Below are 24,358 nucleotides of genomic sequence, written 5' to 3'. Positions count from 1 at the left end.
GAACATCCCTCCTTTACTGAATCTTCGTGATCTTGCACAGGCTCGAGCGCATGCCCGGGGTGGCCAGATCGGGGTCGTACTTCTGATCAGAGATCAGGCAGTTGATGTTGGAGCTGTTGTCGGGGTAGTCGGGCAGCCCCAGCTCCTTGCAGCCCTGCCACCAGCCGTGGGGCGCAATGATGACGCGCGGATGAACACCGGCGGTCACGTGGGCGCGCATGCGGATGGGGCGCGTGCCGGACGGGCTCTCGATGAGGCACCACTCCTCAGGCTCGATGCCCAAGTCCGCTGCCGTGGTGGGATTGATCATGAAATGAGGCTCGGGGGACAGCTCGCGCAGCACCGGCACGCCGCGGTAGGCGGAGTGGTAGAAGTTCACATAGCGGCGCCCCGTGGACAAGATGAGCGGGAACTCGGCAATGACCTCGGCGGGCATGGTCTCATAGGACTCCTTGGGCGGCTCCCAGCGAATGAGCGGGTCCTTGCGGCCGGCATGGGCGAATACCGTGGAGTAGAACTCAGCTTTGCGCGTGGGGGTGCGGAAGCCCTCGGTCTCGTATTTCTTCTCTCGGTAGGGGTACAGGTGCATGCACCATTCCTCTTTGAGTTCCTCGTAGGTGATGCCGTACTTCTTCAGCGCGATGTTCAGCACGCCGTATACATCGTCGGGCCACTGGTCGGGGGCCAGGCGCTTGCCGATAAGGCGGCACAGCTCGATGTCGCTCTTGCGCTCGTAGAGGGGCTCGACGGCCTTCTGCTGGCCGTAGAACCATTCCTGGCAGAACTCATCGGCGATGAAGTCTCGCTCGGTCCAGTGGGCCGCGGGCAGCACGATGTCGGCCAGCTGGGCGGCAGGGGAGAGGTAGTAGTCGTTGATGACCAGGAAATCGATGGCCTTGAACGCCTCGACGACGCGGTCGGGGTTCTCGCACCAGGAAACGGGATTGCCCTGGATGCCGATGAACGCGTGCACCTTATAGGGCTTGCCGGTAAGGATGGCGTCCCACACGCCGTGGCCCGTGGAGTTGTTGTAGAAGGCGCCCTCGTTGCCCAGCTTGTTCTGGGCGTGGTACTCGGTGGGCATGGTGGTGAGCGACGGGTCCTGCATGTCGTTCCAGAATTGGTGCCAGACGTTGCCGCCCTTGATATCGATATTGCCGCCCAGGCCCATGATAGTGTCGATGGCGTGGATGAGCAGACGGCAGTTGGTATGCTCCTCGACGCCCTGCATCATGGCAATGGAGGCGCGCTCGGCATCGGCATAGGTGCGGAAGGCGTCCACGATGTCCTGGGCCTCCAGCCAGCAGATCTCCGCAGCGCGAGCCGGAGTCATGTCGGCCACGCGGCCCTTCAGAGCCTCCCAGGCGGTGGTCACTTGAATGGTGGAGCCGTCGAGCAGGGTCAGCTCGCGGGTGCCCAAGTCGAGCGCGGGGTTGCCCTTAGCCTCCGGGTCGGTGAAGTCGGGCATGAGCATGACGGCGTCCGTGTCCTCGTCCCACATGAGCAGCGCGTGCTCGTCAACGCCCTCGAACACCTTGGCGGCGGGAATGGCCTCCTCGGTTTCAGCGTCCACCACCAAAGGCAGCGTGGTCCAGCGCTTGATGAAATCGTGGTCGTAGCGGTCTTCCTCGATGAACAGGCGAATCCAGGCCATGGCCAGTGCCAGGTCGGTGCCCGGGCGAATGCCCAGGAAATGGTCGGCCTTGGCGGCCAGCGGGTGCTCGAAGCACGGGTCGATGACGATGAGCTTGGCAGCGCGGTCGCGGCTGCGGTTCACCTCGCCGGCGATGAAGGCGCCCTCGGTCCATACCATGTTGGCGCCCCAGGACACAATGCAGTCGGAATCGTCGTGGTCGGCACCGTCCCAGCAGTTGAACATGCCCATGGTAATCATCTGGGTGAGCAGCTGGGGGTTCAGGCAGGCATGGGCCGGGCTCGTCCAGTGGTTGACGTGGCTCACGGTCAGATTCAGGCGCTGGATCCACGGAATGCAGCCGCGGCCGGTGCCCTGGCCGAATACGATGGAGCGCGGGCCGTCCATTTCCATGTACTGGCGGCAGCGCGTCTCAATCTCGTCGAGGGCCTCGTCCCAGGTGATGCGCTCCCACTGGCCGCCGCCGCGCTCGCCCTTGCGGCGCATGGGATAGTTGATACGGTCGGGATCGTTCAGGATCTTGACCGCCGAGCGGCCCTTCGGGCACATGCGGCCCTGGCTGCGCGGATCTTCCGGGTTGCCCTCCACCTTCGTGAGCACGCCCTGGGCATCCACGTGGCAGAGCACGCCACATTTGGAATGGCAGTCGAAACAGTTCGTCTTGACGATCTTGCTGCCGTCGTCGTGGTAGATCACCGATGGCATGGCTTTCCTCCTCTTCTTTCTCCTCTTGTGGTTATTTGAACCGGGGCTTGAACACTTTGCCGATAGCGCGAAGCTTGCATGCGTCCACGCAGGCTCCGCAGCCGTCGCACAGCGACTGGTCGATGAACGCCGTTCCGTAGGAGCCGGTAATGGCGTGGCCTTGCGGCACGTTGATGGCTCCTTGCGGGCAGGCGCTCAGGCAGCGACCGCAGCGCTTGCATCGCTCGTCCCGAATGACGTAGGAATGCAGATGTGCCATGGTGTCGCTCCTTCTCCTTCGACGCTTCCCTGATCTTTCGTGGGCGTCGCCCCGCTTCGATGATTGCCACCATACTCGGGTCGACGGGGCGTCACATCTCCTTATCGTTCTGATCTTGGCAGGTCAGGGCAATATAAGAAGAATCTTCTGAGAGACAGCTGAACGGGCATAACGTAGAATAGGAGCCGCGTTGGCCTGGGAGGGGAGCCGGCGCGACCGTGGCGCGCAGCGCGAAAACGAGGAGGAGCTATGACCGAGGGGAAACGTCGACAAGAGGGACTGGCCGACTTCGCTCTGGCGGACTTGGTAGGTACCTTAGGGTTCGGATTGATGCTCTCGCTGCTTTTGATTGCTTTTCTTTCCCATGGCATGGGGTGCGCGGCCGCTGATAATCCGCGCTTGTTCGCGGCGCTCCGAGCCAGTGGCATGGTGGCCCTTGCCTGCACGCTGTTTGCCGTGCAGTTTTTCGCCGATCGTCTGTCCACCCGCGCGGCGGTGCCACGGCTGCTGGTGGCTGCGACGCTGTTGGTGGCAGCTCCTGCCGGAGTGCTGTACCTTACGCACGGAGTGGCGCTTACGGCAGCGGTGCCGATCCTTTGCTGGATTGTGCTGGGGGTCGGGCTTGGCTTGACCTTTCCGCTGTGGGCCGTGTTCTCCTCGATGCTGCCCGAGAAATTGGTGCCTCAGCTAACGGCGCTGTCGTTTTTAGTGGGCGGCCTGTGGGCCGGCTTCGCCCTGCAGATTCCCGATGCCCTGCAGCCGGCACTTATAGTGCTGTCGGTGGTACTCTCGGCGGTTCTGTACGGGGGCTACCTTCATGAGGCGGCGCTGCCCGCGGCCATTACGCGGGACGAATCGAAGGAACGGGTGTCGCTTTCCGTGCGCACCTGTGCGGCAATTTGCTGCTATGGCATGGTGGCGGCATTGGCTTTGCAGTTTCTGGCCGCTGCAGGCGCCCATGCGGGTTCGCTTATCGCCGGTGGCGCGTTTGCCCTGGCTGCGGCTGCCTCATGGGTGGCCGCTACCCTGTTGGGAGCTCGCAACGATCCGTTCTCGTTCTCCCATTCCCAACGGTTTGCCTTCCCGTTGCTGGTGGCTGGGCTTCTGCTGGCCGTGCTCGGACTGCCCCCGAACGTGACGCGCTGGGGCATGGGCCTTGTTCTGGTAGGTTACTTTTTCCTTGATGTGTTCAATTGGAGCACGCTCTCTTCGCTGTGCTCTCGCTACCGCTCTCAGCCTATTTACCAGTTTGCGCTGGGGCGGGCGCCCTTGGGGCTGGGATTGGCGTTGGGCTGGGTCATTGTGGCGGTGCTGTCTGACGGAAGCGCTCCCGCGGTGCTGGAATGGCCTGTCGTGGCAGCCGGAGCGGTGCTGCTCTTGGCTTGCTCCGTGGCCATCGCGCCCTACGGCAGCGACACGCTCACCGACAAGCGCTCATTGGATAAGTTGCGGGAAAATCCGCTGTACTCACCGGATGTTAAAGGGGGTTTGTTTCGCCGGGCGTGTTTGGCCGTGGCCGAGGAGGGCTCCTTAACGCCTCGGGAGCGCGAAGTGCTCCTGCTGCTTGCTAAAGGACGCAGTGCCGCCGTCATTCAAGAGGAGCTGTCCATTTCCGGCGGTACCGTGCGCACCCACACCTATCACATCTACCGGAAGCTCAATGTTACCTCGCAGCAGGAAATCATCAGCATGGTCGAGGAGAAGGCTCGGGGGTAGGGAGCCTAGGCTTCCTCAATAGCCTCTTTCGCCTCGAGGAACTGGGCGGCGTGCTCGGCGCAGATGGCGCCGTCGGCGACGGCGGTCACCACTTGACGCAGGTCTTTGGTGCGCACATCGCCCGCGGCGAAAACGCCGGGCATGGCGGTTTTGCCGTCGGCGCCCGCAATGATGTAGCCGCCGGCGTCCAGATCAAGGTCGCCTTCCAGGAAGGCGGTGTAGGGCTTCATGCCAATGGCGATAAAGACCGCCGAAGCGTCCAGGTCGCGCGTCTCTCCTGTTTTGCCATTGCGAATGCGCAGGCCGGAAATGCGGCCGTCTTCGGTGAGGAACTCCTCGGGTGTGCTGTCCCAGCAGAATTCCACGTTTGACAGCTCGCGCAGGCGCTCGTGGTAGATGGCCGTGGCGCGCAGCTTGTCGCGACGATGCACTAGGTACACCTTGTGGCAGATACGGGACAGGTAGATGACGTCGGCCGCGGCCGTGTTGCCGCCGCCCACTACCACCACGTCCTTATCGCGGAAGAAGTTGCCGTCGCAGGTAGCGCAGTAGGATACGCCGCGGCCGCGCAGCTCCTCTTCGTGGGGCAGCCCCAGCTGGGCTGCCACCGCGCCCGTGGCCACAATGACCGTACGGGCGAAATAGGTGCCAAAGGGGGTGGTTAACTGGTTCGGCTCAGCGGAGAAATCCACCGAGGTGACGTCTTCCATAATGAAAGCGGCACCGAAGGAGCCGGCTTGCTCGTACATGTCCCAGGACAGCTCGAAGCCGCTGGTAGAGCGCGTGTAGCCGGGATAGTTCTCCAAATGCTCCGTCTGGGCGCATTGGCCGCCCGGGGAGAGGCGCTCGAAAACGGCGCAAACGAGCCCAGCGCGTGAGGCGTACAATGCCGCCGTCAGACCCGCAGGCCCCGCGCCGATGATGGCCACATCGTAGATGGTCTGTCCTTCGGCCGGCGCCTGCTGGGCCTGACCGGGGTTCTTGGTGGGCTCGTTTGCTTCCATGGTTATCTCCTAGAGCATTGCCAGAATGTTCTGCTTGGGCTGGGCGCCCAGGGTCTGGTTCTTGATGGCACCGTTCTCAAAGACGATGAGGGTGGGCACGCTGGACACCTGGTACTTGAAGGCCAGGTCGGGCGTGGCGTCGATGTCTACCTTGTACACCGACACCTGGCCGGCTTTCTCGGTGGCAATCTCGTCGATGACGGGAGCTACCATGCGGCAGGGACCGCACCAGGTGGCGAAAAAGTCAACGAGCACCGGGCCCTGCGCATCCAGCACTTTGGTCTGGAACTCGTCCGCGTTCTTAATTACCTCAGCCATAATTTCCTCCTAAGTTTCGAGAGAGGCGAAAGGCGGCAAAATGAGCCGCTGTGCCTTCGCCTTCTTTGAGATGATAGTAAAAGGAACAGGCTCATCGATGGCCTGTCACAGGAATGATACGAAACCGTGGGCAACGCGCCGTTCCTCTTTAACAAACCGTTGTCGCTGAGTCAGTGGCTTGGTTCTTTCTATTGATGCGTCGTATAGTAAGGGTTAGTTCAAATCGCGCACGAGAAAGGGAAGCACCGTGGTCGTTGACCTCACTTCGTTGGCTTTTATCTCTTTGGTGGCGGTGCTGTGCCCGATCATTGCGTCGTTCATTCCCGGCAAGGCCATTCCGGAAACGGTACTCTTGCTGCTGGCTGGGGCGTTGCTGGGGCCGCACGGCGCCAACCTCATTCAAACCTCCGACGCCATCTCACTTCTGTCAGACCTGGGGCTTGCTTTCCTGTTTTTGCTGGCCGGCTATGAAATTTCCCCGAAGAACCTGACGGGCACCGAGGGCAAGCGCGGCGCCGCTACCTGGGTGGTTACCTTCCTGGTGGCCTTCCTTATTGTGGCCGTTTGGCCTACGCTTTCCGTGTTCGAGTTGGACGGCATAGCCGTCGTTATTGCGCTGACCACCACGGCTATGGGTACCTTGCTTCCCATTCTGCAGGAGCGCGGCATCCTGGGCACGCGGGTGGGTACCGAGATTATCGCCTATGGTACCTGGGGCGAGCTGCTGCCCATCTTGGCCATGACCGTGCTCTTGTCGGCGCGGGCCACCTGGCAGTCGGTGGTCATCCTCTTTGCGTTCTTGGCCATCGCGTTGCTGGCTGCCGCGGTGCCGAAAATGGCCGCAAAGGTGGGCACCTACATCCATAAGTTCATTGTGGACAATGCCAACACCAATGCCCAAATGGTCATCCGCTCGGTGAATCTGCTGCTCATCGGCTTGACGGCCATTTCCGCCGTGTTCGACTTGGACATTGTGCTAGGCGCTTTTGCCGCTGGGTTTATCTTGCGTTTCCTCATTCCCGAGGGCAACCAGACCATGGAAATGAAGCACAACGCTATCGCTTACGGCTTCCTCGTGCCGCTGTTCTTCGTAGCCTCGGGAGCGAAGATCGATGTGCGCGCTGTGTTCTCAGAGCCGGAGCTGCTGGTGCTGTTCATCGTGTTGCTGCTGTTCGTGCGCGCCCTGCCCATTTTCGTTTCCCTTTCCCTGGGGAAGGACTCGCGCACCATGGATGTCCGTGAGCGTTTGACCGTGGCCTTCTACTGCACCACGGCGCTGCCCATCATTGTGGCCGTTACTACGGTGGCGGTGTCGGCCGAGGCCATGTCCCAGGAAACGGCGTCGGTGCTGGTGGCGGCCGGCGGCGTCACCGTTTTCCTCATGCCGCTGCTGGCCTCCTTGGCCACCCATACCATGAACGCCGATCTGGGGCGGGCGGTGCGCAGCATTCGCCAGCATCCTGGCGATGCGGGAAAGGTGCTGAAGGAGCATTGGCAGCTGGAGCGTCAGCGCCACGCCCAGCTGAAGAAGCTGCCCCGCACTTGGAGTTCCTACGACATCGATTCCCGGTGCCCCGGCGGCCATTGCGAGCGCCAGACACCGCCGACGGCGGCTCCCTCGCAGCCCTCCGACGGACACGGTTCCGTATAGTGCGCACTGCCCCCGTTCTGCTACAATAGTCAGCTGCGCTTTCGGGCGCTCACCCTACCTAACCGTTTCACGCAAAAGGATGCACCCATGCAGGAAACTGATATGAAAGAAAAGCTCCAGAAGATCATCGAGGCCTACAACGAGCTGCAGGCCAAGATGGGCGATCCGGCCGTGCTGGCCGACCAGAAGGAGTACAACCGTCTGGCGAAGGAGTACGCTTCCCAGGGGCCTCTGGCCAAGAAGGCCGCCGAATACGTGCAGGCCATGGACGATCTTGAGGCGGCTAAGGAGATGCTCTCCGATGCCGACATGAAGGAATTCGCCCAGGAGGAAATTGCCGGCATCGAGGCGCGTCTGCCTCAGCTGGAAGAGGACATCAAGTTCATGCTCATTCCGGCCGATCCGGCCGACGAGAAGGACATTATCGTTGAGATCCGCGCCGCTGCTGGCGGCGACGAGGCCGCCATTTTCGCCGGCGACCTGTACAAGATGTACGAGCGCTTCGCTGGCACCCAGGGCTGGAAGACCGAAACCATGGACGCGTCGCCCTCCGAGGCCGGTGGCTTCAAGGAAATTCAGTTCAAGGTGAAGGGTGATCACGTCTACTCGGTCATGAAGTTCGAGTCTGGCGTGCACCGCGTGCAGCGCGTGCCCAAGACCGAGAGCCAGGGCCGCATTCACACCTCCACGGCTACGGTGGCCGTGCTGCCCGAGGCCGACGAGGTGGAAGTGGAGATCAACGAGAACGACCTGCGCATCGATGTGTACCGCGCCGGTGGCCCCGGTGGTCAGTGCGTGAACACCACCGACTCCGCCGTGCGTATCACGCACCTCCCTTCTGGCTTGGTGGTGCAGTCTCAGGACCAGAAGTCGCAGCTGCAGAACAAGATTGCCGCTATGGCCGTGCTCCGCGCCCGTCTCTACGAGAAGATGCTCGCCGAGCAGCAGGCCGCCGAGGGCGCCGAGCGTCTGGCTCAAATTGGCTCGGGCGACCGCTCCGAGAAAATTCGCACCTACAACGGCCCTCAGGACCGCGTGACCGACCACCGCATCGGTTTCAACTCCACCTATAACGGCGTGCTTCTGGGCGACAACCTGCAGGACGTTATTACGGCGCTTCAGGCTGCCGATCGCGCGCAGAAGCTGGAAGCAGCTGTTTAGTGTTCCGCCCGTCCTGACGGGAGGCGGCGAGGTCATTGTCGGGGTACCCGCTCCGCTGACTCGCTTCGCTCGGGCGCTGCGCTCCTTCATGCTTTGATGGTGCGCCCTGCGGGCGCGGAGAGGCTAGTGTTCAGAGAACCCCGCCAACGACCTCGCCGCCTCCCTGAGGCAGAACTGCTGCAAAGGACCTTATGCATGGATGCTGAATGGACAATCAAGGCCGCTCTTGAGTGGACCGAGGGCTACTTGGCTGACAAGGGCGATGAGAATCCGCGTCTGTCGGCCCAGTGGTTGCTGTCTGAGGCGACGGGCCTGTCCCGTACCCATTTGTTCATGAACTATGATCGGCCTCTTTCAGCAGAGGAGCGGGCCACGCTGCGCGACTATGTGAAACGTCGGGGGGCGGGGGAGCCGCTTCAGTACATCACCGGCGAGGTGACCTTCCGCTATATTCCCGTGAAAGTGCGTCCCGGCGTGCTTATTCCGCGGCCAGAGACTGAGGTGCTGGTTAGCGAAGTGCTGGCGGCGCTCCCTGATCCGGTCAAGCGCGAAGCCCGTTGGAACGAGGAGGCCGCGGCCCAAGAAAGCGAGGCCGTTGAGGCTCTGAAAGAGGCGCTGGGGAAGGCCCAGGAGGCTTTGGCCGAGAACCAGCGCGCCGCCGAAACTTTCCGCGAAGCCGCCGCTGCGGATGAGGAAGAGACGAGCGCGGTCGAGGAGCGCGAACGCCCCATAGGCTCAGCTGCGTCTTCTGTGAATCCTGAAGCAGCAACTGTTCCGCTGCTCGTGGCCGACCTCTGCACCGGCACCGGCTGCATTGCTTGTTCTCTGGCGTACGAGCATCCCGATGTGCGCGTTATTGCCACCGATATCGCTCCCGAAGCCGTAGCGCTGGCCCGCGAGAACATTGAGGCGTTAGACTTGGCCGATCGGGTGGCCGTACTGCAGTGCAGTTTGGGTATGGGCATCGGCGAAAAGCGCATGGGCACCTTTGATGCCGTGGTGTCGAATCCGCCTTACGTACCTACTTCCGTGCTGGCGGATATTCCTCGGGAAGTGGCCGATTTCGAACCGAACCTGGCCCTCGATGGCGGGGCCGACGGCCTTGACCTGTTCCGCCCCTTGGTTGTCTGGGCGGCTCGTGCCTTGAAGCCCCAAGGCGTGCTGGCCTGCGAGCTGCACGAGGGGCATATGGATGCCGCAGCCGCTGTGGCCGAGCAGGCGGGGTTCACCCAGGTGCGCATCGTGGACGATCTGGCGGGCCGTCCTCGCGTGCTCGTGGCGCGGCGCGCCTAGTCCTTAGTTGCTCGAGTGCAGCAAATCGAGCAGGTCTTGGCGCGAGGACACGCCGCACTTTTCGTAGATGTGTCGAATGTGCGTCTTCACCGTAGATTTCGAGAGTACGAGCTCTTGCTCTATGTAGGGAACATCGCGCCCACGAGAGAGTAGTCCCACAATTTCCCGCTCCCGCGGCGAGAGACGATAACGCTCGGCAAAGGCGTCGAGGGCGCGTTCAGCGCTTTCCTCAGGCGAGAGAGGGCTGTCGGTTCCGGCGGTACGGCTCTCGTCGGAATCTTTCTTCGTTCCCGTCAGGGCGTAGACGTGGGGCATGACGCCCACGAGCAAAGCCACCAGCGCGAGCACGCCGATGCCGCTGAGCACGGAACGAATGTGAAAGTCGATGTAATCGAAAAAGGGCAGCTGGTACAGCGCAATGATAATAAGATCGGCTATCACCATGGCGAGAGCGGCTGCCAAGGCGAGAAGCAAGATCGCGCGGTTCCAGCGGTTGCCCGGATGCTGCCTTACGTAGGAGCGAACGGCGGCCAAAGAAAAGAGAGCAATGATGCCCTCGCCTGCCTCGGCGATGCCAATGGGGGCACCGCCGGGCATATGATAGGGGAAGGTCACGAACCCTACGGCCACGGCAAAAAAGCCAAGCGAACAGAGCAGGGGAAGCCTGAGCTGATGGCGCCGGGCCATAACCCAGAGCAGCAGAGAAAACGCTAACAGCGCCAGAGCAGCGATGAGTGCGGGCTGGGTCAGATTGCCCAAGGTTGCGGCGTCGACGCTTCCAGTCAAAGGGGCGAAGAGGGGGCTTGCCTCGGTATAGAGTGATACGGGGAAAAGACTCATAAGCAGATCGGCCACAAACAGCGATCCGACGATGGCCAGAACAAGCACGCGAGGCAGACGGGCGGTTTTCTGCGTCTTGCCATCTGGGTCATCACTCTGGTCGTCGGATGCGCCGACGTCGCTCGACGGCACAGAAGGCGCGCAGTCGAAGGTGGCAAGGCAGCCACCGGTGACAAGCGGGATAAGCAAACTTGCGGCAAGCAGAATGAAACCCTGCGGCAAAAGACTCAGCGCAAGAAAAGCGAGGCAGGCGCCAGCTAAAGCGCGCGCAAGCAAAAGAAGTGCATCGTGACTGGTTAAGGGAAGAAGAGCAAGCCACCAGCGCCATCCCGTGAGCGCCAGAAAGAAGCCGAGCAGCCCGTCCCCTAGAACCGTATCCCACGGTGCCGCATCGAAGAGCATACCGCTGCGAAGCATGACGGCGGCACACAGCCCGCAACCAAGGAGAACGGTTGAGCCTGAATGACGCTGCAAGTCAGGGCGCTTTTCCAACAGCGTCTCAAGGGCGAGACCAAGCGCAAGTCCTGCCGCAAACCCCAAATCTCCTGCGAGAATTAAGGGGGTTTGGAACCGAAAGGCCGTTGCGGCATTTTCGTAGAGCGCACCGCTGAGAAGCGCGAACAGAACAAGGGTGCCGAAGCTGCCCAGGCCAAGAGCGCCGATCGTGCTTTGTTGAAGTTTTTGGACCACGCGTATCCCTCCTTAGACCAAATTATAGCTTCACCTGGGCTGAATCCACCATCGACCCAATAGGTCGATGTGGGGCGAATGACCATAATTCCAACTGTCAGGTCGATGAAAACGCACTTTCCCTTCCCCTAAGGTAGGCAGCGTCAGCAAAGCGAGCAAACGACGAACGTCGAACGCCCCTTTGCAAGACGCCTAAGCACAACTGAGGGAGTAGAAGGAGAGTTATCATGGGAACCACGGAAGTACAAGGCAAAGCAACCGTAACGCGCCGCAACTTCTTGGGCGGCATGGGTCTGGCCGCTTTGGGGGCAAGCGCCTTGGGCATGGGCGCGCTCAGCGGCTGTGCGCCGCAAGCGGCCCCGAAGACCGCTGAAAGCGCGGCCTCCGAGGGGAGTGTGGCTTTGGCTGAAACGGGGAGTGCCTCGCCGATGGCGCAGATCAACGTGCCCGATTGGGACTTCACCACAAATACCATCGAAGACTTCGCCAATACCACCATGTTCTCGGAGATCAAGATCGGCCCGCTTACGTTGAAAAATCGTCTGATTAAATCGGCGGCTAGCTCTATGGTGCCCAACGAGGAGCAGAAGGCCGTGGCCTATCATGGCGCCATCGCCGCCGGCGGCATGGGCGCGGTGCTCATCGAGGGCAGCTACATTATGCTCGATCGCCTGGACAAGCGCGTGAACGTGGCCGACAACGACAGCCGCATGACTATCGAGGAAAGTCCGCTCAAGGCCATTTGCGCCGAGGTGCATAGCCATGACGTGCCGTGCATTTGCCAGATGAAGACGGCTACGCCGGGCATTGTGTATCTGTGGGAGAACATGGGCGAGGAGGGCGAGACCCATAAGGCGAGCCTGCTGTCGGATGGCGATATCCAGATGTACATCGAGGACACCATTGCCGGTGCGGTGAAGCTGAAGGAAGCCGGTTTCGATGGCATCGACCTCAATGCGGCCGGCGACAACCTGCCGGCGCGCTTCTTCTCGCGCTTCGGCAACGACCGTGCCCCGGAGGATCCTTACGGCCCCGCCTCCATTGAAAACCGTGTGCGTATTGCCACTGATGTTATCAAGGGCGTGAAAGAGCGCTGCGGCTCCGATTTCGTGGTGCAGGTGCTGGTGAACGGCGCTGAGGAGAACGACGGTGCTTTGGGTGACAACGCGCTCTGCAACACCAAGGAAGAGACGGCGGCCATTTGCCAGGCGCTTGAGGCCGCTGGCGCCGATGCGCTGGAGCTGCGCCTGGGCACCTTCGCCTTCCACGAGGCGCAGTTCGTGAACGACGGCTGCTTTGCTGGCTATGGCTACGACGGCGCTACTAGCTTCGGTACCACCTATGACTTCGATCGCCATTTCGACGGCTTCCTTGACGGTACCCATTCGGGCTGCGGTCTCATCATGGGCGCTTGCAAGTACGTGAAGCAGCACGTGAGCATTCCCGTCGGCGGCGTAGTTTTCATGGATCCGGCCTTGGCTCCCGACTACTTCGAGAACGCGCTGAATGACGGGACCCTTGATTTGATTTACATGCACCGTCCGGTATCCAACTGCGATCAGGAGTACGCGAACAAGCTGCGCGAGAACCGCATCGATGAGATCCGTCCCTGCTGCCGATGCCTTAACTGTCTGGGCGGTCTGTGCCGCGTGAACCCCTGCAACAACTCGGTGTTCACCGATGCTATGCCCGAAGGCTATGAGGTGAAGCCGGCTGACGGCCAGAAAAACGTCATGGTGGTGGGCGGCGGTCCGGCCGGCATGGAAGCGGCCCGTGTGTGTGCCGAACGCGGTTACACGGTTTCGCTCTACGAGAAGAACAGCCTGGGCGGCCTGCTGGAATTCGCCGAGATGGTGAAGGGCAAGCACGAGAGCCTGGGACGTCTGAAGAACTACCTGGCCCATATGCTGGACGTTGAGGGCGTGAACGTCGTGGAAGGCCAGGAAGTGGATGCGGCCTTCGTGCGCGAGCAGAACCCCGATGTGCTCATTGTGGCCACGGGCGGTAAGCGCCCCGAGCTGGCCGCCCAGGGCACCGAGGCCACGCCGGTGGTGGGTGTCGTGGACTTCTTGACTCAGGAGATTGGCCGGAACGTTGTGGTGCTCGGCTTCAATGCCCAGGCCGTGGATGCCGCTCACTACCTGACGGCTCAGGGCAAGAAGGTGGCCGTCGTATCGCCCGAGCCTGCCGAGGCTTTCGGTACCGGCCAGTCCATGATGCTCAACGCCTTCGTGAAGCCGGCCTTCTTCGCCGCTGGTGGCCGCATGTACCCGGAGTGCTCGCTGAAGAGCGTGGGCGACGGCGAGATTGTGGTGACCAACAGCTTCGGTTTGGACGTGACCATTCCCGCCGACTGCGTGATCGACGCTTCGACCATGGAGCCGAACACCGGCCTGGCCGATGAGCTTGAGGGCACCTGCGATGTCTATACCGTCGGCGATTGCGCCACGCCCTTGAGCATTCAAAACGCCATCACCACGGGCAATCTGACGGCACGCAACTGCTAGATTGCTCCCTCGATACCCTCCCTCAGGAGAAGCCGGGCCTATGGGTTCGGCTTCTCCTGTATAGTGGATAGGAAGCAACAACGGCGGATGAGGCCGTGGGCCGCGGGAGGGCGCTCTCACGGTCGCGTCCTTTTCGAGAAAGCGAGCAGAGCATGACTGAGGATCGATCCCTTATTGAGGCGCTGGATGAGGCGCGGGTCTTCATGGAAGAGCGCCTTGGCGGCCGTCGTCCCCGTATCGGGATCATATTGGGCTCGGGTCTCAATCCCTTGGCCGAGGAGGTGCAGGACGCGGTGCGCATTCCCTTCGGCGCAGTGCCTCACATGGGCGTCTCCACGGCTACGGGCCACGTGGGGCAGTTCGTTGTGGGCTCCTTGGGCGGCGTTGAGGTGTGCTGCATGCAGGGGCGCCTCCATGGCTATGAGGGCTATACGGCCCAAGAGGTGGCCTTCCCGGTGTGGCTCATGGCGTCCTTGGGAGCGGAAATCCTGGTAACCACTAATGCTGCTGGGGGCATCAACGAGGGTTTCAACGTGGGCGACTTCTGCCTGATGACCGACCAGATCAACTTTACCGGCCGCAATCCCATTACCGGGACGGCTCCCGATGCCCTGGCGCCGCGCTTCTTCAGCATGCTGGACGCCTTCGATCCGTTGCTGCGTACCGAGGCCTTGGCCGTGGCTGAGGAACTGGGTCTGGGTCCGGTGGTGCGCGAAGGCGTGTATCTGGGTTTGCTGGGTCCCAGCTTCGAGACGCCGGCGGAAATCCGGATGTTTCGCCAGTGGGGTGCCGACACCGTGGCCATGTCGGTGTGCGAAGAGGTCATTGCCGCGCGTCACCGTGGCTTGCGAGTGCTGGGTATGTCCCTGGTGTCGAACATGGCCTGCGGCGTGGAAGGCGCCAGCCCCTCCGACGAAGAAGTGCACGAGGTGGCCGGCACCCGCCAAGCGGACCTCTGCCGCTATATGACGGCCCTCGTGCCGCGCCTGATGCTCGTCTAGGAGACAACCAACCGTCTCATTGTTGTTCGACAAATGAGACGGTTGGCCGCCTCATTGGCTACTTCGCTAAAGCGATGGTCATGAGGTTGTCGGGGACATCTTTGCCGGCGTAGACGATGCCGTTTTCTACCAGGTCGGCGCCGATCTGCGCGTAGCCCTCGGCGGCCGTGCGGTTACCCTCGATTTCCTCGGGAGAAAGCTGGCGGCGCACCTTGGCGGGGCATCCCACCACGAGGGATCCTTCCGGCACAATGGTGCCCTCGGTGACCAGAGCTCCGGCGGCTACCAGGGAGTTCTTGCCGATGACCGCGCCATTCATGACCACGGCGCCCATGCCCACCAGCACGTTGTCCTCAAGGAAGCACCCGTGAATGACGGCGCCGTGGCCCACGGTTACCCCGCGGCCCACAATGCAGTCCTGGTTGTAGTCAAGATGGACGCAGGCGTTCTCCTGGATGTTCGAGCCTTCGCCCACCACAATGCGGCTGCCGTAATCGCCGCGCAGGGTGGCGCCGAACAGAATGGTAGCGTCTTTGCCTACGTGCACATTGCCAACCAGCGTGGCGTTGGGCGCAATGCGCGATTCGGGGTGAAGCGTGACCTGGCGGTAGTTCATGGATGCCCTCCTTACGGTGATGATCTAAGACCAACCATACCGCAGGTCAGGGGCGGCGTTAATAAGCAAATTCGTCGATGCGGGTAAAAACGGCTTAAGCGCTGTGCACTTCGTAGGCATTGGCAGCGGCGTTAATGACATCCTCGAACTCCCAGCTTTTATGGGAGCGGGCTGCACTGGTGGGGTCGTGGATAATCAAACGGCTGTCGCGATCGATGTCCTCGAGTACGATGACGCTGGCCACCGGCGAGAACGTGCCCGGTTGGGTAATAACCAAGACAGGCGTGTGGGCCACGAGAGCGCGCCGCAGGCTGTGCTCGTCCAAGGCCACCTCATCGAGTGTCATGCCATAGTCGCTTGCAGCGCCAGCCAGATACGCCGCAATAGTGTCGGTTCCCGTGGCCGTCAGATCGTGCGCGGTGCCCCACTGCGCGAAGTCGATGGGGGAGAGCTCCTTATCGCCCGTCAGGTACACGTGCACCATGGCCAAAGCCGTTGGCGCGGCACCGGCGGTGGCAATGGTTCCCTGACCGAAGGGCTCGGCCCCCCAGGAGTTGTCAGTTTGGTACAGGGAAGGAATAGTGCCCTGCTTCCAGGCCTGCACCGCCGTACTTTCCGGCGCGGTGGTTTCGGCGGCGGCGTAGGGGGAGTCGGCATCGGCGGTGACCGGCATGAGCCACCAGTAGGCCAGCAACGCCACCAACATGATGAGCAACGTACTGAGCGCGATGACCAAAATAATACGTACGTCGCGGTGGCCGCGAATCATGCCGGCAACACCAACCGATTTCAGTTCCGCCAGATTAGGGTGGTTGCCCGCGTACATACGAAAAGCCTTCCAGGAAGGAGCAGCCAGGGGATGGCTGGCGCGATAGGAGCGCTCGGCCAGGGTGGGATCGGCCACCATAGGGCCCGAACCCGTGTGGAGCGGTGCGCTAGAGGCGGGCAGCACGGTGGGCTTGAACGTGCCATTGGCGGTAGCGGCAGAAGCGCGACCGGCGGTCGTGCGGGGATGTACGGAAGCTTGCGCGGTGCCCATCAGTCGTCCTCTCCTTCGGCGTGAACACAACTTCTTGGGGTTCAGTTTACGAAGGCGCAGATCATCTAGGGTGACGGGCGGTCAATCGTAGGGTGGCTGCGGGGTTTTCGTCACGTTCCGTGGCTGTTTCGTTAAATTCACGTAGAAATATGAGTAAAAACCCTTGCGATTGTCGAAGCGAAGGGTATACTGCACACCCAAGTTAATACTGATGAAATGCGTTGACGAGGAAGCGTCGAGGCTAATCCATCCCAAGAGAGTCTGCGGTTCGTGGAAGCAGGCGGTGGACGTTTCGCACAATCCTCCGAGCAGTTCGGAAGGAACGCTTCTCGGCTGACGGGCTTACCGCCGGGTCGGGAAGACAAGTAGCTCCGGACCGGCGACACCGTTATCTGTCGTGATGCGCGTACTGCTTGGCGGTTCGCAGCGTCGTTCCGGCCCGGTGCTTCTTGCAGCGGGTTTTGTTGTTTTAAGAGAGAGGAACGGCCTATGGATCTACGAAGCGACCAGATCAAGCGCGGTGTGGCCCGAGCGCCCCATCGAAGCCTGCTGAAGGCCGACGGCATCACCAATGAGGAGATGGACCGCCCCTTCATTGCGGTATTCAATTCGCGCAACGATATCATCCCGGGGCACACCAACCTCGATAAAATCTGCGAGGCCGTCAAGGCCGGCATCTATATAGCCGGCGGCGTTCCCTTTGAAATTTCCACCATCGGCGTGTGCGACGGCATTGCCATGAACCACGACGGCATGCATTATTCGCTGGTGTCTCGCGAGGCCATTGCCGATTCGCTGGAATGCGCTGTGCAGGGCCATGCCTTCGATGGCATTGTATGCATTCCCAACTGCGACAAGATTGTGCCCGGCATGATTTTGGGCGCCCTGCGCGTGAACATTCCCACGGTGTTCGTCTCTGGCGGCCCCATGCTGCCGGGAACCCAGCCCGGCGGCTGCGGTCCCACTACGGATCTGAACACGCTCTTCGACGGCGCCGGTCAGGTGGGTGCGGGCACTATGACCGAGGAGGAGCTGGCGTTCTACGAGGATACGGCCTGCCCTACCTGTGGCAGCTGCTCGGGCATGTTCACCGCTAACTCCATGAACTGCCTGTGCGAAGCCCTGGGCATTGCCCTTCCCGGCAACGGCACCGTCCCCGCCGTCTACTCCGAGCGTTTGCGTCTGGCGAAGCATGCGGGCATGAAGGTGATGGAGTTGGTGAACAAGGGCGTGCGCTTCAAGGATATCCTGAACGCACCGGCCATCCATAACGCCATGGAATGCGATATGGCCTTTGGCGGTTCCACGAACACGGTTCTGCACCTGACGGCTATTGCCCATGCGGCCGGATGCCCCATCACCATGGATGACTGGGACGCGGCTTCGGCGCGCACGCCGCATCTGGTGAAGCTGCAGCCCTCGGGCCCGCGGCCGCTGATCGACCTGTACCACGTGGGCGGTGTGCCGGCAGTCATGGGCGAGCTGGGAAAGCTGGGGTTGCTCGACGAAGATGCTCTCACCTGCATGGGGCCGTTGCCGGAATACCTGGCCACGTGCTGCCCCGACGCCGATGGCGAGGTGTGCCGCACAGGCGAGAATCCCTTCTCGGCGGTGGGCGCCCTGCGCGTGCTGCATGGCAACATCGCCCCGGACGGCGCCATCGTGAAAAAGGCGGCGGTTGATCCCTCCATGCTCTGCCATACGGGCCCCGCTCGCGTATTCGATTCCGAAGAGGCGGCCTGCGAAGCTATTAACGGCGGCGCCATTAAGGCGGGCGACGTGGTGGTTATTCGCTACGAGGGACCCAAGGGCGGCCCCGGCATGCGCGAGATGCTTACACCCACTTCGGCTATTTGCGGTATGGGGCTGTCCACCTCGGTGGCCCTCATCACGGACGGGCGCTTCTCCGGCGCCACCAAAGGCCCGGCGGTGGGCCACGTGAGCCCCGAGGCGGCTGCCGGCGGTCCCATCGCGCTCATCGAGGAAGGCGATTCGCTGACCGTGGACATTGAGGGCGGCGCGCTCACCCTCAATGTGAGCGACGAGGAGCTGGAGCGGCGTCGGGCTGCCTGGCAGATGCCGGCCCCCAAGCACGAATTCGGCGTGCTGGCGAAGTACGAGAAACTGGTTTCATCGGCCGATAAGGGAGCGTTGATTCTATGAGTGAGACAACGACGGCAAAGCGCAACGCGGCCACCGAGGGTGCCCCGCGCGGCTTGGGCTCGAAAACGCCCAAGCAGGGAAAGACCATGCTCGGCGCCGAGGCGGTCATCGCCTCGCTGGAGGCCGAGGGCGTCGACACGGTGTTCGGCTATCCGGGCGGTCAGGCCATCAAGCTCTACGATGCCCTGTACGATTCGGATCAGCTGCACCATATTCTGGCGCGCCACGAGCAGGGCGCGGTGCACATGGCCGACGGCTACGCCCGCTCCACGGGCAAGCCCGGCGTGGTTATTGTCACCTCGGGCCCGGGCGCCACGAACACGGTGACCGGCATCGCCACGGCCTATATGGACTCGGTGCCCCTGGTGGTCATCACCGGCCAGGTGGGACGCGGGGTCATCGGCACCGACTCGTTCCAGGAGTCCGATATCGTGGGCATTACCATGCCGGTGGTGAAGCATTCCTACCTGCTGCAGTCCACCGATGAGCTGACCCGCACTATCCGCGAGGCCTTTCACATTGCCAGCACAGGCCGTCCCGGACCGGTGCTCATCGATATTCCATCCGATCTGGCCGGCGCCGAAATGGTGTTCGAGTACCCCGACGAGGTGAACCTGCCTTCGTACAAGCCCACATACCGCGGCAACGCCAAGCAGGTGCGCGCTGCCTGCCGCTTGCTGGAGGAGGCCGACCAGCCCCTGCTGTACGTGGGCGGCGGCGTCATCAGCTCCGGTGCCTCCGAAGAGCTGGTGGCGCTGATGGACCGCATGCAAATCCCGGCCGTGGTCACCCTTATGGGTAAGGGCGGCGTGCCGGCGAGCCATCCTTTGAACTTGGGACCGGTAGGCATGCACGGGGCAAAGTACTCGAACATGGCCATGACCGAGGCCGATCTCATCATTGCCGCCGGCGCCCGCTTCTCTGATCGCGTGACCGGGCGTGTCTCGGAGTTCGCTCCGAATGCGAAAGTGGTGCACATCGATATCGACCCGGCGGAAATCGGCAAGATTCGCGATGCTGACGTGCCCATCGTGGGCGACCTCAAGGGCGTTTTGGCCGGTATGCTCGAGCAACTGGAAAAGGACGGCGCCGCGCCCCGCGATGAGCAATGGATCGCCGATATCAATGCCTGGCGCGAGCGCTATCCCTTCTATCACCCCAACGTGCGCGAAGCCGACGACGAGGTAGTGCCCGAGATTGTCATCTCGGAGCTGGGCCGTCAGCTGGACCCGGCTGCCTCGGTGGTTACCACGGAAGTGGGCCAGCACCAAATGTGGGCCCATCAGTTCCTGCCCCGCGAGACGCCGCGCTCGTTCTTGTCTTCGGGCGGTTTGGGCACCATGGGCTTCGGCTTCCCCGCGGCCATCGGCGCGGCCATCGCCAACTCCGACAAAACCGTGGTATGCGTGGCCGGCGACGGCTCGTTCCAGATGAACTCCCAGGAAATGGCCACCGCAGCCATTAATCAGGTGCCGGTGAAGGTCTTGATCATGGACAACCGGTGCCTTGGCATGGTGCATCAGTGGCAGAAGCTCTTCTACGACAAGCGCTTCTCGGAGACGCTGCTCGATCCCGTACCGGATTTCGTGAAGCTGGCTGAGGCCTACGGCTGGGAGGGCGAGCGCGTCGAGCGCGCCGAAGAGGTTTCGGACGCCATCGCCCGCATGCTGGCCGCCGAAGGACCCTACTTGTTGGATGTGGCCATTTCCCGTGACCAGAACGTCTATCCCATGGTGGCGCCGGGCGCAGCCCTGAACAACATCATGGGCGCCATCGACGTGGCCGTGGGCGCGGTGCGCACCGATATGCCGGCCAGCGCCGGCGTGCGCGCGGCTACTCCCATGGAGCCTGCTGCTCCCGTTTCGTCGCCCTGTGCGAAGATCGATGCGCAGTTCGGCGGTCGCTGGGAGATCGACCCCGAGGACACCGGGGCGCGCCTGGGCCAGGAAGGCTCGACGGTGGACGTGCCTCCTTCCGAATGGAAGACGCTCTTCCGCGAAGGCGCCGACAAGAAGGGAGGCAACTAATGAAGCACGTGCTGTCCGTTCTCGTGGAAAACAAGCCCGGCGTGCTCTCCCGCGTCACGGGCCTCATCTCGCGCCGCGGCTTCAACATCGAGTCGCTGTCCGTGGGCCCCACGGAGGATCCCACCATGTCGCGCCTGACTGCCATTGTCATTGCCGACGATTTGGGCTACGAGCAGATCACCAAGCAGCTGCACAAGCTCATTTCGGTGCACAAGATTACCGACCTGACCGATGAGGCCTCCATCGAGCGCGAGCTGGCGCTGTTCAAGGTGAACGCCGCCCCCGAGCGCCGCAGCGAGATCATCGAGATCGCCAACATCTTCCGCGCGAAGATCGTCGATGTGGGGCGCAACACCCTCACTGTCGAGGCCACGGGCGATGATGCGAAGCTCAAGGGCCTGGAAGACCTCTTCCGCGCCTACGGCATCAAGGAAATTGTCCGCACCGGCAAGGTAGCCCTGTCCCGCGCAAGCCGCGATTAAAACAACGGAAACCCCGATTACATAAAAGCCAGCCGACCGAAAAGAAAGGAAACCCATGGCTGTCACAATTTACTACGAAGAGGATTGCAACCCGGAGATCATCAAGGACAAGAAGATTGCCGTCATCGGCTACGGCTCCCAGGGCCATGCCCACGCGCTGAACCTGAAGGATTCCGGCTGCGACGTGCGCGTCGGTCTGCGCGAGGGCTCCAAGTCCATTGAGGCCGCCGAAGAGGCCGGACTCAAGGTGGTCGACATGGCCACGGCCGCCGAGGAAGCCGATCTCATCATGATTCTCGTGCCCGACGAGCTGCAGCCCGAGATCTACGAAACCTATATCGCCCCGCATCTGAAGGCTGGCGACACCTTGGCCTTCGCCCACGGCTTCAACATCCATTACGGCTACATCACGCCGCCCGAGGACGTGAACGTCATCATGTGCGCCCCGAAGGGCCCGGGCCACATTGTGCGCCGCCAGTACACCGAGGGTTCCGGTGTGCCGGACCTCATTTGCGTGCAGCAGGACGCCACGGGCGATGCCTGGGACATTGCCATGAGCTACGCCTGGGGTGTGGGCGGTGCCCGTTCCGGCATCATCAAGGCCACCTTCAAGGAGGAAACCGAAGAGGACCTCTTCGGCGAGCAGGCCGTGCTCTGCGGCGGCTTGGTGGAGCTGGTGAAGGCCGGTTTTGAGACGCTGGTGGAAGCCGGCTATCCGCCCGAGCTTGCCTACTTCGAGTGCTATCACGAGATGAAGATGATCGTGGACCTCATGTACGAGAGCGGTATCCACTTCATGAACTACTCCATCTCTAACACGGCCGAGTACGGTGAGTACTACGCCGGCCCCAAGGTCATCAACGAGCAGAGCCGCGAGGCTATGCGCGAGATTCTGGCTCGCATCCAGGATGGCTCCTTTGCCGAGGAGTTCGTGGCCGACTGCAAGAACGGTCATAAGTGGCTTGTCGAGCAGCGCGAGGCTATCAACGACCATGAGATCGAAAAGACCGGCGAAAAAATTCGCGGTATGTTCTCCTGGATTCACGAGTAAGTAATACTTACAGGTTGATCAGGTAAAACGCATCCCTGTCACGCAAAGGTGTGACAGGGATTTTTTCTTGCCGCGTGACAAAATCACGGGTCTGCGTGATAGGCAACAAGGGTGCGAGAGGGCATGATGGGCAGCGTCGAAACGCAAACAGAAGGGACGCGGCCGAGGGGATGCAACCAAGCCGGGTCCGACCAAAGAAGGAGACATTACTCATGAAGATTCTTGGACTGGGTGTTCCCGAGCTGGTTATCATTCTCGTCGTCGTGCTGCTCATCTTCGGCCCGAAGAACCTTCCCAAACTCGGTGCTTCTCTGGGCAAGACCGTGAAGAGCCTGCGCGAGGGCATGTCCTTCGATAAGGACAAGGACGAAGAGGTCGAGGAAATTGTCGAGATCGTCGAGGACGAGCCCGAGGTTGCCTACGCCGCTGCCGGCGAGGCCACCACGAAGACCGTGAAGAAGGTAGTGAAGAAGAAGGCCGAGTAGCCGTCCGATCACAGATAATCGATGAATGGGGGAGCCCGCGGCGGGCTCCCTTTTCGTTTGCGCTAGAATAGTCAGGTTAGCTCAAACGAAAGGGGAGGACCGTGGCCACTACATTACCGCGTGTGCGTCAAGCGCGCCTGGCCATGGTGGGTTTTGGCTGCAATCAGGCCTTCCTCTTTACTATGCTGTATCTGGGCACCTTCAACGAAGGCGGCCAGCACGGCTTCTTCCTTGATCGCGCCGATTTGCTCTGCGTTCTGGTGGCCATGGTGGCCACGTTCGCGCTTATGCTGCAAGAGGGTGTCCGTGCGCGTCTTATGTTGGTGGCCGAAGGACTTGTGCGCACGCTTGGCCTTCCGTTGGTAGGAGCACTCTTCGCGCTTGTGGGTCTGCGTTGGTCGTTACCCGATGCTTCCTGGTTGTTATTTGCGGTGCTGGAGGGATTGCTTGCGGGCGTGCCCTTGGCGTTGCTGCTCTGTTTATGGGGACGGGTTCTGGGGCAGGCCTCTATTGACCAGTCGGTTCCCGAGGTGTTCATCGGCAGCGCCTTGGGCGCGGCCGTTTGTTTCTTTGTCGTGGCCATTCCCTTTGCCCAAGCCTATGTGGCACTTTACGTTCTTCCCTTGGGAAGCGCTTGGGCGCTTCGCTGCCTCCAGCGGGCATCAGGGGATTCAACGGAAGAAGCTCAGCGGGCAGAAGAAGACGCTCGTCGGACTCCCGAGCATGCCGAGGGAGAGTCTGCAAGCCATGCTTCGGAATCTGACGAGGCCGCCAAGCTTACCGGTCGCATCATCGGAGGCACGGTGGTCTACGGGCTGGCTACCGGCGCGGTGGAGGCCCTGAGCGCCAGCGCCCAACAGTCTGCCTATACGGCACTTTCCGTCACTTTCGTGCTGTTTGTCCTCTATTGCGCTGCGGCTCTGCAGCTTTACGGGGGCAAGCCGTTGGGACCCGGGGTACGTGCGGTGCTGCCCACCGGTTCCGACCAAGAGGTCGGCCCCCTGGGAGGCGCCTATCGGTTGGCCCTCTTGCTTATGGTGGGCGGCTTTATTGCCGTGCCCTTATTGGAAAGCGTGGGCGTATCCGGCGTGGCTGTGGAGCTCGCGGGGTATCTGGGTATTTTCTCAGTGCTCATCTCTCTGTTCCTTATCATGGGGCGCATTGCCGGGCGCGACACGGTGCGATCGTTCTCGCGCGGGTTCGCCGCACTCTTTGCCGGCGAGATCGGCGGTGTGGTTATCGGCGGCGTCATCGCGGCTCTGCCGGGCACCTTCGATGTATCCGCCGCCCTGGTAGCCGTGGCGGGCGTGGCGGTCATGTACACCTATCTCTTCCTCTTCACCGACCGCGACATGGCGGCCCTGTCGGTGGTGGTAGCGCAGACCGACCGCTTCGACGAGGTGTGCGAGCGCATTGCCACCCAGGCGAAGCTCTCGAAGCGCGAGCGTGAGATTCTGCCCCTGGCCCTGCGCGGGCGCACGGCCGAGCGCATTGCCAGCGAGTTCTTCATCTCGAAGAACACCGTGGACACCCATTTGCGGCGTATCTACGCCAAATGCGACGTGCACACCCGCCAGGAGCTCATCGACCTCAGCGAGCGCGTGGAAGCGGAGTTGTCCTAGCATGGCGGCGCCGACAGGTTTTTCATTCAGCGAGTTTTCAGACGCCGGGCTTGTCTCACAGGCAAGGAGCTCGG

At 61.9% G+C, this 24,358-nt stretch carries 19 protein-coding genes; 12 read left to right on the top strand and 7 right to left on the bottom strand.

Annotated features, from left to right (window positions below):
* Positions 1–13 precede the first annotated feature (13 nt).
* The gene (locus tag PZH32_RS09960) at positions 14–2,359 is read right to left on the bottom strand and encodes a molybdopterin-containing oxidoreductase family protein (protein WP_275207936.1); all 2,346 of its coding nucleotides are present in this window, start codon (positions 2,357–2,359) and stop codon (positions 14–16) included.
* A gap of 31 nt (positions 2,360–2,390) precedes the next feature.
* The gene (locus tag PZH32_RS09955) at positions 2,391–2,618 is read right to left on the bottom strand and encodes a 4Fe-4S binding protein (RefSeq protein ID WP_275207935.1); all 228 of its coding nucleotides are present in this window, start codon (positions 2,616–2,618) and stop codon (positions 2,391–2,393) included.
* A gap of 249 nt (positions 2,619–2,867) precedes the next feature.
* Here PZH32_RS09955 and PZH32_RS09950 point away from each other — a divergent pair, with 249 nt between their 5' ends.
* Complete coding sequence (locus tag PZH32_RS09950) at positions 2,868–4,334, top strand: helix-turn-helix domain-containing protein (protein ID WP_275207933.1); 1,467 nt, start codon at positions 2,868–2,870, stop codon at positions 4,332–4,334.
* Positions 4,335–4,339: 5 nt separating this feature from the next.
* On the opposite strand, the gene trxB is transcribed toward PZH32_RS09950, so the two are convergent.
* Together trxB and trxA are read right to left on the bottom strand one after the other, a co-directional pair.
* Positions 4,340–5,338 (bottom strand): thioredoxin-disulfide reductase, encoded by a 999-nt coding sequence (trxB, locus tag PZH32_RS09945; RefSeq protein WP_275207932.1) that lies wholly within the window; start codon positions 5,336–5,338, stop codon positions 4,340–4,342.
* Between the two features lie 9 nt (positions 5,339–5,347).
* Positions 5,348–5,656 carry a thioredoxin gene (trxA, locus tag PZH32_RS09940; protein WP_275207931.1) on the bottom strand — a complete coding sequence of 103 codons (309 nt, stop codon included), beginning with the start codon at positions 5,654–5,656 and terminating at the stop codon, positions 5,348–5,350.
* 247 nt (positions 5,657–5,903) lie between these two features.
* Between trxA and PZH32_RS09935 the strand changes: the two genes are divergently transcribed.
* From PZH32_RS09935 to PZH32_RS09925, 3 genes are all read left to right on the top strand, one after another.
* Positions 5,904–7,307 (top strand): cation:proton antiporter, encoded by a 1,404-nt coding sequence (locus PZH32_RS09935; RefSeq protein ID WP_275207929.1) that lies wholly within the window; start codon positions 5,904–5,906, stop codon positions 7,305–7,307.
* 102 nt (positions 7,308–7,409) lie between these two features.
* Positions 7,410–8,468: a peptide chain release factor 1 gene (prfA, locus tag PZH32_RS09930; RefSeq protein WP_275207928.1), complete on the top strand. Its 1,059-nt coding sequence runs from the start codon at positions 7,410–7,412 to the stop codon at positions 8,466–8,468.
* Positions 8,469–8,663: 195 nt separating this feature from the next.
* Positions 8,664–9,761, top strand: a complete 1,098-nt coding sequence (locus PZH32_RS09925) for a N5-glutamine methyltransferase family protein (protein ID WP_275207927.1) — start codon at positions 8,664–8,666, stop codon at positions 9,759–9,761.
* Between the two features lie 3 nt (positions 9,762–9,764).
* Here the strand turns inward: PZH32_RS09925 and PZH32_RS09920 are convergent, their stop codons facing one another.
* Positions 9,765–11,291, bottom strand: coding sequence for a helix-turn-helix transcriptional regulator (locus tag PZH32_RS09920; RefSeq protein ID WP_275207925.1), 1,527 nt, complete (start codon positions 11,289–11,291; stop codon positions 9,765–9,767).
* A 227-nt stretch (positions 11,292–11,518) separates the two neighbouring features.
* Here PZH32_RS09920 and PZH32_RS09915 point away from each other — a divergent pair, with 227 nt between their 5' ends.
* Positions 11,519–13,798: an FAD-dependent oxidoreductase gene (locus PZH32_RS09915; protein ID WP_275207924.1), complete on the top strand. Its 2,280-nt coding sequence runs from the start codon at positions 11,519–11,521 to the stop codon at positions 13,796–13,798.
* 152 nt (positions 13,799–13,950) lie between these two features.
* Positions 13,951–14,799 (top strand): purine-nucleoside phosphorylase, encoded by an 849-nt coding sequence (locus PZH32_RS09910; protein WP_275207922.1) that lies wholly within the window; start codon positions 13,951–13,953, stop codon positions 14,797–14,799.
* A 58-nt stretch (positions 14,800–14,857) separates the two neighbouring features.
* On the opposite strand, the gene PZH32_RS09905 is transcribed toward PZH32_RS09910, so the two are convergent.
* Both PZH32_RS09905 and PZH32_RS09900 read right to left on the bottom strand, forming a co-directional pair.
* Entirely contained in the window at positions 14,858–15,415 is a 558-nt protein-coding gene (locus tag PZH32_RS09905; RefSeq protein ID WP_275207921.1) for a gamma carbonic anhydrase family protein, read from the bottom strand.
* 94 nt (positions 15,416–15,509) lie between these two features.
* Complete coding sequence (locus tag PZH32_RS09900) at positions 15,510–16,454, bottom strand: papain-like cysteine protease family protein (RefSeq protein ID WP_275207920.1); 945 nt, start codon at positions 16,452–16,454, stop codon at positions 15,510–15,512.
* Positions 16,455–16,943: 489 nt separating this feature from the next.
* Here PZH32_RS09900 and ilvD point away from each other — a divergent pair, with 489 nt between their 5' ends.
* From ilvD to PZH32_RS09870, 6 genes are all read left to right on the top strand, one after another.
* Positions 16,944–18,617: a dihydroxy-acid dehydratase gene (gene ilvD / locus PZH32_RS09895; RefSeq protein ID WP_275207918.1), complete on the top strand. Its 1,674-nt coding sequence runs from the start codon at positions 16,944–16,946 to the stop codon at positions 18,615–18,617.
* Complete coding sequence (gene ilvB / locus PZH32_RS09890; protein WP_275207917.1) at positions 18,614–20,644, top strand: biosynthetic-type acetolactate synthase large subunit; 2,031 nt, start codon at positions 18,614–18,616, stop codon at positions 20,642–20,644. The genes ilvD and ilvB overlap by 4 nt, the downstream gene beginning before the upstream one ends.
* Positions 20,644–21,126: an acetolactate synthase small subunit gene (gene ilvN / locus PZH32_RS09885; RefSeq protein ID WP_275207916.1), complete on the top strand. Its 483-nt coding sequence runs from the start codon at positions 20,644–20,646 to the stop codon at positions 21,124–21,126. Before ilvB ends, ilvN begins: the two co-directional genes overlap by 1 nt.
* A gap of 55 nt (positions 21,127–21,181) precedes the next feature.
* Entirely contained in the window at positions 21,182–22,177 is a 996-nt protein-coding gene (gene ilvC / locus PZH32_RS09880) for a ketol-acid reductoisomerase (RefSeq protein WP_275207915.1), read from the top strand.
* 212 nt (positions 22,178–22,389) lie between these two features.
* Complete coding sequence (gene tatA / locus PZH32_RS09875) at positions 22,390–22,662, top strand: twin-arginine translocase TatA/TatE family subunit (RefSeq protein WP_275207913.1); 273 nt, start codon at positions 22,390–22,392, stop codon at positions 22,660–22,662.
* Positions 22,663–22,763: 101 nt separating this feature from the next.
* A complete protein-coding gene (locus tag PZH32_RS09870) occupies positions 22,764–24,284 on the top strand; it encodes a helix-turn-helix transcriptional regulator (RefSeq protein ID WP_275207911.1) in 1,521 nt (506 codons plus the stop codon).
* Positions 24,285–24,358 lie beyond the last annotated feature (74 nt).

Source organism: Adlercreutzia equolifaciens, assembly GCF_029076695.1.
In the GTDB taxonomy this organism is placed as follows: domain Bacteria; phylum Actinomycetota; class Coriobacteriia; order Coriobacteriales; family Eggerthellaceae; genus Adlercreutzia; species Adlercreutzia equolifaciens_A.
This window is presented reverse-complemented; position numbering and strand designations above follow the sequence as displayed.